The sequence below is a fragment of the Paenibacillus xylaniclasticus genome (assembly GCF_004001065.1).
Classification (GTDB): domain Bacteria; phylum Bacillota; class Bacilli; order Paenibacillales; family Paenibacillaceae; genus Paenibacillus_T; species Paenibacillus_T xylaniclasticus.
Genome location: NZ_BIML01000089.1, coordinates 1 through 934 on the forward strand (window position 1 = coordinate 1; position 934 = coordinate 934).

Consider the following 934-nt stretch of genomic DNA (forward strand, 5'->3'; position numbering starts at 1 on the left):
CACTTTTCTTGACAACTCCAGTAGCCCACCCTCAAATTATTACTTGATGTAAGTTATAGCTTTCCTCCCATCTCTTCAAACCACTCGTCGAAAATATGACCAGCTGTTTTCACTGGATCATTTGAATATTTTATCTCGTAACTGTATTGAGCCTCTAATTTATTTCGGGATACATCATAAATCAATTTTATCTCTGTAGGCATTTCTCTGTTATATTTTTGGCATAATTCTTTAATTTTACGTAAATTTTCATTACAAATATTCAGTACAGCAATTTGCCTTTCATCTGATACATTATAAATATTTTTTGATTGACTATCTCCACTATGAACAGCATTATTCAACTTGTGCTTTTTCACAATAAAATTGCTTACTTGAAAAAATACATCTGAAGTAAACTGTCCAAATTCATTTGAAGCATATACAAAAATCTTATCTGCTTTGTTATTCACATATTCCAAACAAATTGAGACCATATCCGCTTGTAGTTCTGAAAAATAATCCTCAAATACTTTTGTCACCATCTAATCCCCCTTTAATTTATTAGATCAACAATTTTTAATTCACCGTCTATTTTATAAGTTACTTTAAAGCCAGAAGGTCGGAGTGAATCCCCATCATAGTTTACTTTTACTTCAACCGACACATGCTTAGGCGGATCTGCTTTTAATGCTTTTGCCCATTCATTTTCTATTTTTTTGTACTCACTCAAATTCACTTTACTTGACTGCGATACAAGGTTATCAATCTCAGGTGAGCCACCAAATCTATCCCCCGCTTGTTTATTGCATAATAAAAGTGCCGAATAGTGCAGCGTAAAAATGCCGAATTAAGATGCAAAAAAGAGACACTTGTCAGCATCCCTCTATCATCCTATCGTTATGTTCGTCGACAACGTAGCGAGAGGAGAAAAGAAAGGATGTTGAAAATGCCT

At 33.8% G+C, this 934-nt stretch carries 2 protein-coding genes; both read right to left on the bottom strand.

What is annotated here, in order from left to right:
* Positions 1-53 precede the first annotated feature (53 nt).
* Positions 54-524 (bottom strand): DUF600 domain-containing protein, encoded by a 471-nt coding sequence (locus tag PXY01_RS22055; protein WP_127573291.1) that lies wholly within the window; start codon positions 522-524, stop codon positions 54-56.
* A gap of 11 nt (positions 525-535) precedes the next feature.
* Positions 536-823 carry a DNA/RNA non-specific endonuclease gene (locus PXY01_RS22060; protein WP_307719411.1) on the bottom strand — a complete coding sequence of 96 codons (288 nt, stop codon included), beginning with the start codon at positions 821-823 and terminating at the stop codon, positions 536-538.
* Between the last annotated feature and the right edge of the window lie 111 nt (positions 824-934).

Bases quoted from the DNA above. Each gene is read 5' to 3' on its own strand.
- PXY01_RS22055 (WP_127573291.1), bottom strand. From the start codon at position 524: ATGGTGACAAAAGTATTTGAGGATTATTTTTCAGAACTACAAGCGGAT.